This is a genomic window from Limnoraphis robusta BA-68 BA1 (assembly GCF_034932365.1).
GTDB lineage: Bacteria > Cyanobacteriota > Cyanobacteriia > Cyanobacteriales > Microcoleaceae > Capilliphycus > Capilliphycus robustus.
Genome location: NZ_JAYGHR010000052.1, coordinates 1 through 6,947, shown reverse-complemented (window position 1 = coordinate 6,947; position 6,947 = coordinate 1). Strand labels below are relative to the sequence as shown.

General features: G+C 66.3%; 5 protein-coding genes. 3 read left to right on the top strand and 2 right to left on the bottom strand.

Translation table 11 applies throughout. The features are described 5' to 3' along the window. The 3 genes from VB836_RS13225 to VB836_RS13215 all read left to right on the top strand — a co-directional run. Positions 1 to 443, top strand: a 443-nt coding sequence (locus tag VB836_RS13225; protein WP_323219736.1) for a hypothetical protein, incomplete at its 5' end; no start/stop codon positions are given. Further along, complete coding sequence (locus tag VB836_RS13220) at positions 439 to 1,080, top strand: AAA family ATPase (RefSeq protein WP_407659664.1); 642 nt, start codon at positions 439 to 441, stop codon at positions 1,078 to 1,080. The genes VB836_RS13225 and VB836_RS13220, both read left to right, overlap by 5 nt. Positions 1,081 to 1,483: 403 nt before the next feature. Next, positions 1,484 to 2,665 (top strand): tetratricopeptide repeat protein, encoded by a 1,182-nt coding sequence (locus VB836_RS13215; protein WP_323219734.1) that lies wholly within the window; start codon positions 1,484 to 1,486, stop codon positions 2,663 to 2,665. Between the two features lie 453 nt (positions 2,666 to 3,118). Here the strand turns inward: VB836_RS13215 and VB836_RS13210 are convergent, their stop codons facing one another. Together VB836_RS13210 and VB836_RS13205 are read right to left on the bottom strand one after the other, a co-directional pair. Then, positions 3,119 to 5,227 carry an alpha/beta fold hydrolase gene (locus tag VB836_RS13210; protein ID WP_323219733.1) on the bottom strand — a complete coding sequence of 703 codons (2,109 nt, stop codon included), beginning with the start codon at positions 5,225 to 5,227 and terminating at the stop codon, positions 3,119 to 3,121. A gap of 264 nt (positions 5,228 to 5,491) precedes the next feature. Then, positions 5,492 to 6,484: an alpha/beta hydrolase family protein gene (locus VB836_RS13205; RefSeq protein ID WP_323219732.1), complete on the bottom strand. Its 993-nt coding sequence runs from the start codon at positions 6,482 to 6,484 to the stop codon at positions 5,492 to 5,494. Positions 6,485 to 6,947: the final 463 nt, after the last annotated feature.

Genomic DNA, 6,947 nt, shown 5'->3' with positions numbered 1-6,947 from the left:
GCTTTGCGCGGGTCGCCGCAGCGCTTGAGCAGCGCGCAGACCTGGGACGTTATGGCCAGAATAGGCCTTTTTGGATGGACGCCATGGCAACCGAGCGGATCGAAACAGCACCAGCAGACGTCGCCGAAGTCACCGCGAGTGCGGTCAAGGAAAGCTGGGTGGCGGTGGTTCGGCGTGCTGAAGCCCATCGGGACAAGGCGGTGCGCGTGCTGGCGCATGGCCGGGCGCAGGCCTGGGTGGTCGCGCCCGAGCGCTATGAGGCCTTGCTGGCAGCCGAACGCAGTCGCGAACAGCGCATCGAGGCGCGCCTGCAGGTCCTGCGTGAGGAGTTCGACCGCCGGCTGCAGGTGCTCGAGTCGCCGGAGGGCGAAGCGGCCCTGCGCGAAGCCTTCGACGAGCCCATCGATCTCGGCGGTTCGGTAATCGCGGGGGCCGGCCATTAGTCGGCGCCCGGTACTGCGCGTGCTGGCGGGCGTCAACGGCGCCGGCAAGAGCTCGATCGGCGGCGCGGCACTTCGACGTCGCGGGGCCACATGGTTCAACCCGGACGAGCTGTCGACGCGCCTGCAGCGCGAAGAGGATCTCGGCAAGGACGAGGCGGATGCGCTGGCCTGGCAGGAAGGCAAGGCACGCCTCGAACGGGCGCTGTCGCAAGGACGCAGTTACGCCTTTGAGACCACGCTGGGCGCGACGACCTTCACTCGCATGCTGCGCGAGGCCTGTGCAAGCCACGACGTGATGATCTGGTACTGCGGCCTCGCCTCGCCCGAGCTGCATATTGCGCGCGTCAAGGCGAGGGTCGCCGCCGGCGGCCACGACATTCCAGAGCACAAGATCCGCTCGCGCTGGAACACCTCGATCGCCAACCTGATCGCGCTTGCACCGCACGTGCATACGGTTCAGGTGTATGACAACTCGGCCTCGGTTGAGGCCGGCATGCCGATCCCCTCTCCGCTACGCGTCGCCTTGGTCGAGCACGGTCGCTTGATCGTTCCCGGCCCCATGGACGCCGAGGCTCTGGGGCGCACGCCGGTATGGGTCCGGCCGCTGGTGGCAAGCCTCTTCCGCGCCCAAGCGTAGGCGACGTGTTCTGGACTTTGGTCCAGCGCACCGATCGACACCTGACCGATCTCGTCCCTGGCTGCAGCCGGCAAGCCTGACGACACGGATCGAAGCACCCTCAGGAGGCCGGGCGCAGAGCTAGGCCGAGGCGGGGGACACGGGGAAATCCTCGCCAGATGACGGTCAAATGCACCGACCTGACCCCAGCGCTGTTGATGCTGAACTTCCTGGCGGTATTGGTCATGTGGGCCGAGTTGCTTCGCACGCGTTTGCGCTGAACCCGACGTGCCGGCGTACGCCGCGGCTTCCGGCCCTCGACGCGACGGCCTCGCACGACTCGGCTCGCATGGCCAACACGTGGACTTGCATCGTCCTGCGCCGTCGGTCAGCGTTGTGCAGGACTTGCAACGCCAGGTGTTCAATGCGCTTTGTTCGATTGCCGATGATGGCCTTGTGTGGATTGCTCTTCGGGTGCGCTGCGGTGCCGCCGCGGGTTGCGACACAGGCGCCGGTACAGATCGCGCCTGAGCCGGTCGCCGTGCGTCCCGAGCTGTTCGGGGATCCGATCGCGCTGCCCCCGGTTGCAACGCTTTACCAGCTCACCGAGCCCCAGAAAGCGGACTTCCTTGCGTTCTTCACTGATCCCGCCCATGCGGAGTTCAAGCCGCACGAGCGAATCTTCCGCTATCTGGAAGGGCGGCTCGGCAACTTCCGATACCACGGCGATACCCTGACGGCTTCGCAGGCTCTGGCGCTCGATCAGGGCAACTGCCTGAGCCTGGCCCTGGTCACCACCGCTCTCGCGCAGCTGGTCGATGTCGAGGCTCGCTACCAGCGAGTGCTCAGTACGCCGGTCTTTGAGCGACACGGGGGTTTCGTTGCCGTTGCCGATCATGTGCGTACGCGTCTGTACGACCCGACCTATGTGCCGCAGGAAGGTCAGGCGCTGCTGCAGGCGCCGCATCTGGTCATCGACTACTTCCCCACGATCGGCCAGCGCAGCGGCAGCCGAGTGGATCTGCGCGAGCTGCAGTCCATGTACTACGTCAATCTCGCAGCCGAGGCATTGTCGCGTAGCGATTTCCGTGCGAGCTACTGGATGCTTCTGACCGCGCTTGAGCACGATGAAGCCAACCCGGACGCGATGAACTCGCTCGCGGTGCTGCATCGGCGGGTGGGCGCCGAGGATGCGGCCGAGCGACTGTATCGCCAGGGGCTTCGCCAGCACGGGGACAATCTCAACCTGCTGAACAATCTTCGGCGGCTGCTGCTGAAGCAAGAACGCCTCGACGAAGTGGCCGAAATCGACGCGAAACTTGCGCGCCTTCCCAATCACGATCCCTATCGATTGATCGAACTCGGCAACGAGGCCGTCGCCGACCAGCGGGCGCGTTCGGCTCTGTCCTACTACGCGCAGGCCGTCGAGATGGCACCCTATCTCCACGAGGCGTATTGGCGCATGGCGGTGGCCTACGACGCGCTCGGGCAGCAGGCCCTGGCGGAACGATGGCTGCGTGACGCCTACAAGACTGCACCGCGTGATCCCGACCGTGATCGCTACCGGGCGAAGCTGCACACGCTCCAATCCACTTCCATGCATTGACGAAGGGCAAGGCGGTCGCCCTGCAAGGGGCAGCAGCGGAAGGGGTCACGCAGAAGCTGCGGGCGTCTGCATGCGGCGACGGCTCCTTCTGATCGATGGCGTCGTTGAGTCCGGAAAGCCGTTCGACATGGACATCGCGATCGCCGGGCTTGCACGTCGAGTCGGTCGCTGATGCCTGCGCGCTCTGGCCCCTTCGCCTTCCGGAGTCTTGAAGTTCGCCGCTTTCAGCATCAGGTTCTGCGGCGCTCACGCACCGCCGCGCTCCCGCACCGGGCCGGCGGCGCTGACCACGCAGCTGCAGCGCGTGGTCGTTCCCTGCAGTCAGGCGGCAATTCCCGGCCAGAGCGGGCTCGCTGCAAAGGGCGACTCCGGGGTCCGTATCCCGCGACCGCCCAAGCTGACCTCGTGCGCCCCTGAGTCAGGCTCCGGGGGACGCACTGGGCCAGCCATCGCTCAGAACGGCCACAGCGACCAGACCTGTCCCGCTAGTCCCAGACTGACCACGGCCAAGGGAGCCAGCAGCAGGCCGATCCGGCTGGCCAGCCCGATCGCCTGCCGCGAGCGCCACACGCGGACCAGGGCCAGGACCGCGACCAGCACACTCAGCGGCCCCAGCCAGGCAACCCAGGCTGCCCAGGGAACGAATCCGAACAGCAGCATGGCCTCGGTCACTTCGCTGGTCTGCCAGGCGGCCAAGCCGAGGCCCGTGAGCCAGGCCGTGGCCAGCAGTACAGCCAGGAACACCGTCAGCCGGCTGCCGCCGGAGCCTTTGAGTGCATGGCCGTTGAGTCGCCGGCCAAGCCAAGCCAGCGGCAAGACCAGCACGGCGATCAAGGTGATTCCGGCCGATACGCCCACCCATGCACCATGCGCCTTGAGCCGGGATTCGTCTTCGCCTCGGAGTGCCAACGCGTCGATGACGACCGAGCTTCGGAAGTAGGGTGCGATGAACTCGGCGGCTTGCTCGCCCTCGTCCACGCACTCACGCGCCACGGGTGCGCTCGGGTCGTCAAACCAGGCGTTGAGCCAGTCACCGCCGCACTCGATCGAGCGCGTGGGTCCGTGGCCGGCGTGCGGAAAGATCACCAGTTGCCCATTCTTGAAGCCGGGCATGATGTGCTCCGCCAGGGCCACCGGGGTAATCGGGTCCCAGCGACCGTTGGCCACGACCACCGGCAGATCGGTCTGAACCGGAGCGAATTGGGCCGGATCGCGCGGGGCCAGACCGATCGCGCGACAGCGCTCGGGCATCGACTGGATCATCTCCGGATGACCGAAGGCGTGGGCCAGCTCGGGAAAGAGTCGGAAATCTTCGGGAGAGACTCGGGCAAGGCCGTCGACATAACCGTCCATGCATTGCACGGCGGACGACATGCCCTGGGCGGACTCGACCTCCGTGCCTGCATCTTCGCTGGTGATGACCGCCAGAGCGCGAAACAGGGTGTCGTCGCCGGACTCCACGGCCCGGGTCAGGCCGTCGATGATGGCCGGCAGGGCGGGATGGGTTTTCTGCTCGTACATCAGGCTGAAGGGCAGCCCGGCGATCACGTCGGCGAAGAAGTACGCCTTCCCTTGCGGGTACATGTCGCTGGGCTCGACCTCTACCGAAATCGGCGCGTCGTTCACGACCTGGATGGCGGCCAGGTGGCGCTTGGCCAGGCCGGCATACGCCTGGGCGCAGTCCGGTTGCGCGGCGCAGGCCTCGAACAGTCGGGTCAGGTTGGCGTCATGCCAGTAGGGCAGACGCATCAGCTCGCCGATATCCAGCGGCACGATGGCGTCGATCACCGCCGCGCGAATGCCCTCCGGATCGACCTTCATGTAGGCCTGGCCGAGCACCGAGCCGTAGGAAATTCCCCAGACGTTCCATTGGTCGAGCCCGAGCGCCAGGCGCAGTGCCTTCACATCGCGCGCGTTCTCGAAGGTGTTGTAACCGGTCACATCCACGCCCTGCGAACGGGCGCCCTCGATGCAGACCGCGGCCTGCTCCAGGTTCGCGCGCTCGCTGGCCTCACGGTCGGCGTGAATCTGGTCGGCGCGATTGCGGCTGCTGAAGAACGGACAGAAATCGCCGGAGCTGCCGATGCCGCGCTGCTCGAGGATGTAGAGGTCGCGCTGCGCAAGCAGACGATGGTCCTTGAGCCGGCCGACATAGACCTCGACGGCCACACCAGGACCGCCGGTCAGGTAGATCACCGGGTCGGGCCGGGTCTCGACCGTGTTGTCTTCGTGGTCCTTGCCCGTGGCCTTGATCCGGACGTAGTGCAACTCGATGGTCCGGCTGCCGGCGACCTCGCGGTTCTCGGGTACGCGGATCAGCCCGCATTCGATCTCGCCGTATTCGTAATCGATGCGGCCGCGAAACGGGCACAGAATCGTGTCGGGTTCTGCATGGCGCAGCCATTCCCAATCGTTGCCGTGCGACCAGGGCTCAAGACCGGCTGGCGCAGGCTCCATGCTGGCTTCATTCGCGGCGGGTGGCGCGAGATCGTTGGGCCCCTCCTGCGCATGCGCCGCGAACGCGGTCAGGGCGAGAAGCAACGCGGCGGCAGGGCGAGGCATGGCTGGGCTCACTGGAAGGAAAGGGATGCAGCGCGCCGAGTCTGCTTGGCAAGCCTGGCCTTCGTCCAGCCGGACCGGTGGCAGGGCCTGTCCGAAGGATGTGTGTCGCGATGGACGAAGGGCGCGAGCATCACACGTGTATCGACGCATAGGCAGCGCTGCGACTGCATGCAACGGCCTTGATCGCAACGTGGGCACCGGGGCGGCGGATACACGACGCGCCCTCACCTGCTCGCCGCCCGCTCAAGATTCCGCGCAAGTCGGTTACCGCACAGGCGCCGCTTCGAAGCCATCGACGAACAGGGCCGCTTCCTGCTCCAGCTGCTGCAGCCAGGCGAGAAACAGGCCAGCCACGAACACGCTGTTGTTGTCCTGCATCATCAGGTGCGTGTTGCCGTCGATCGCGTAGTCATCCGGCAGCGAATCCACTTGCGCCGTGCCCCCGTTCTGGATGAACAGGGCTGCCGCTTCTTCCAGCGCGAGCTTGCGGGTGGTCTGGTTGCGCGAATCGAGGTAATCCCCGTAAACGCCGAACATCGACTGTCCCGCAAGCGCCGGAAAGTCGCTCGCAACCGGCGCGCCGGTGGGCTCGACCATCAGCAGTCCGCGCACCAGTTCCGGCCGGGCCTTGGCTGCGGCGAACGCGCTTGGACCGCCGGCCGAGTGCGCCATCAGGTACACCGGGCCGACCTGGTCGATCAAATCGATGACTGCCTCGGGAAAGCTGATGGGGGAGACCGCACTGTCCACATAGGGATAGTTGGCCGCAAACGCACTGAATGACGCGGTCGGAAAGCGCGTATCCGGGTAGGGATTTCCCTGGGATGAGCCGAAGCCCCAGCGCCGCCAGATGTCCTGGCTCCACGCCTGCGCCGAGCTCGGGACGCCCGAGGGCCCGCCCGCGGGAACCGTGAAGGGGGCAACGCTGAATCCGCCGCGGGCGAAGTCGTAGTCCGGGCTGTTGATGGCGTACACGTCATGACCGGCGGCAGCAAAGAACTGCGCCCAGCCCTCGCGTCCGTCCGGGGTTGTCAGATAGATGTAGGAGGACAGGTTCAGCCCCGGAATCATGATGATGGGCGTGCGCGACAACGTGGTCTCAGGCTTGATGTAGTGCACCAGCGCGTCGGACAGATAGAAGCTGCCCCGCTCGTCCTGCGCCGAGGCAAGTGCTGGGATCGCCGCGAGTTGCAAGGCCAGCAACAACCGCACCCAGGCCGACGTGTGCTTTTCTTCCGTTCTTCTGTTGTTGCTCATTTGCCATGTTTCCGACGGGTTGATCCGCGCAGCTGCAGCGAGATTGGATTGGAAAGAGGCACTGGGCGCAAGGCTTGAATCGTTCCGGTTTTGTGTCTATCGCGGTCTCCCGGCGGCGCTGGCGGCGCGAGGACCAGACGGGTCGCGCGCCGGTGTATCGCGCGAGGAGATCTGGACAGGTGCGCGCAGAACTTCGCCAGCGATGACCGGGGCCGGGGTGGCGATGGCTGAGGCGGGGTTCAGCTCATGGTGGGCCGGGGCCCACCCTATGCAGCGCGTTCCGCGTTTGTCTCTGCGGCTCGTGGTGCGAGGACGCTGCGCAGCGATGACCGCGCCATGCCCCCTGTCCATCACATAGGGTGGGCCCCGGCCCACCAAGGCGTCGGGTCGCGCGTCGGTGTATCGCGACATAGGGTGGGCCCTGGCCCACCAAGGCGTCGGGTCGCGCGTCGGTGTATCGCGT

Excerpts from the sequence above, each read along its gene's own strand:
- VB836_RS13210 (WP_323219733.1), bottom strand. The coding sequence starts at position 5,227 with ATGCCTCGCCCTGCCGCCGCGTTGCTTCTCGCCCTGACCGCGTTCGCG.
- VB836_RS13215 (WP_323219734.1), top strand. The coding sequence starts at position 1,484 with ATGCGCTTTGTTCGATTGCCGATGATGGCCTTGTGTGGATTGCTCTTC.
- VB836_RS13205 (WP_323219732.1), bottom strand. The coding sequence starts at position 6,484 with ATGAGCAACAACAGAAGAACGGAAGAAAAGCACACGTCGGCCTGGGTG.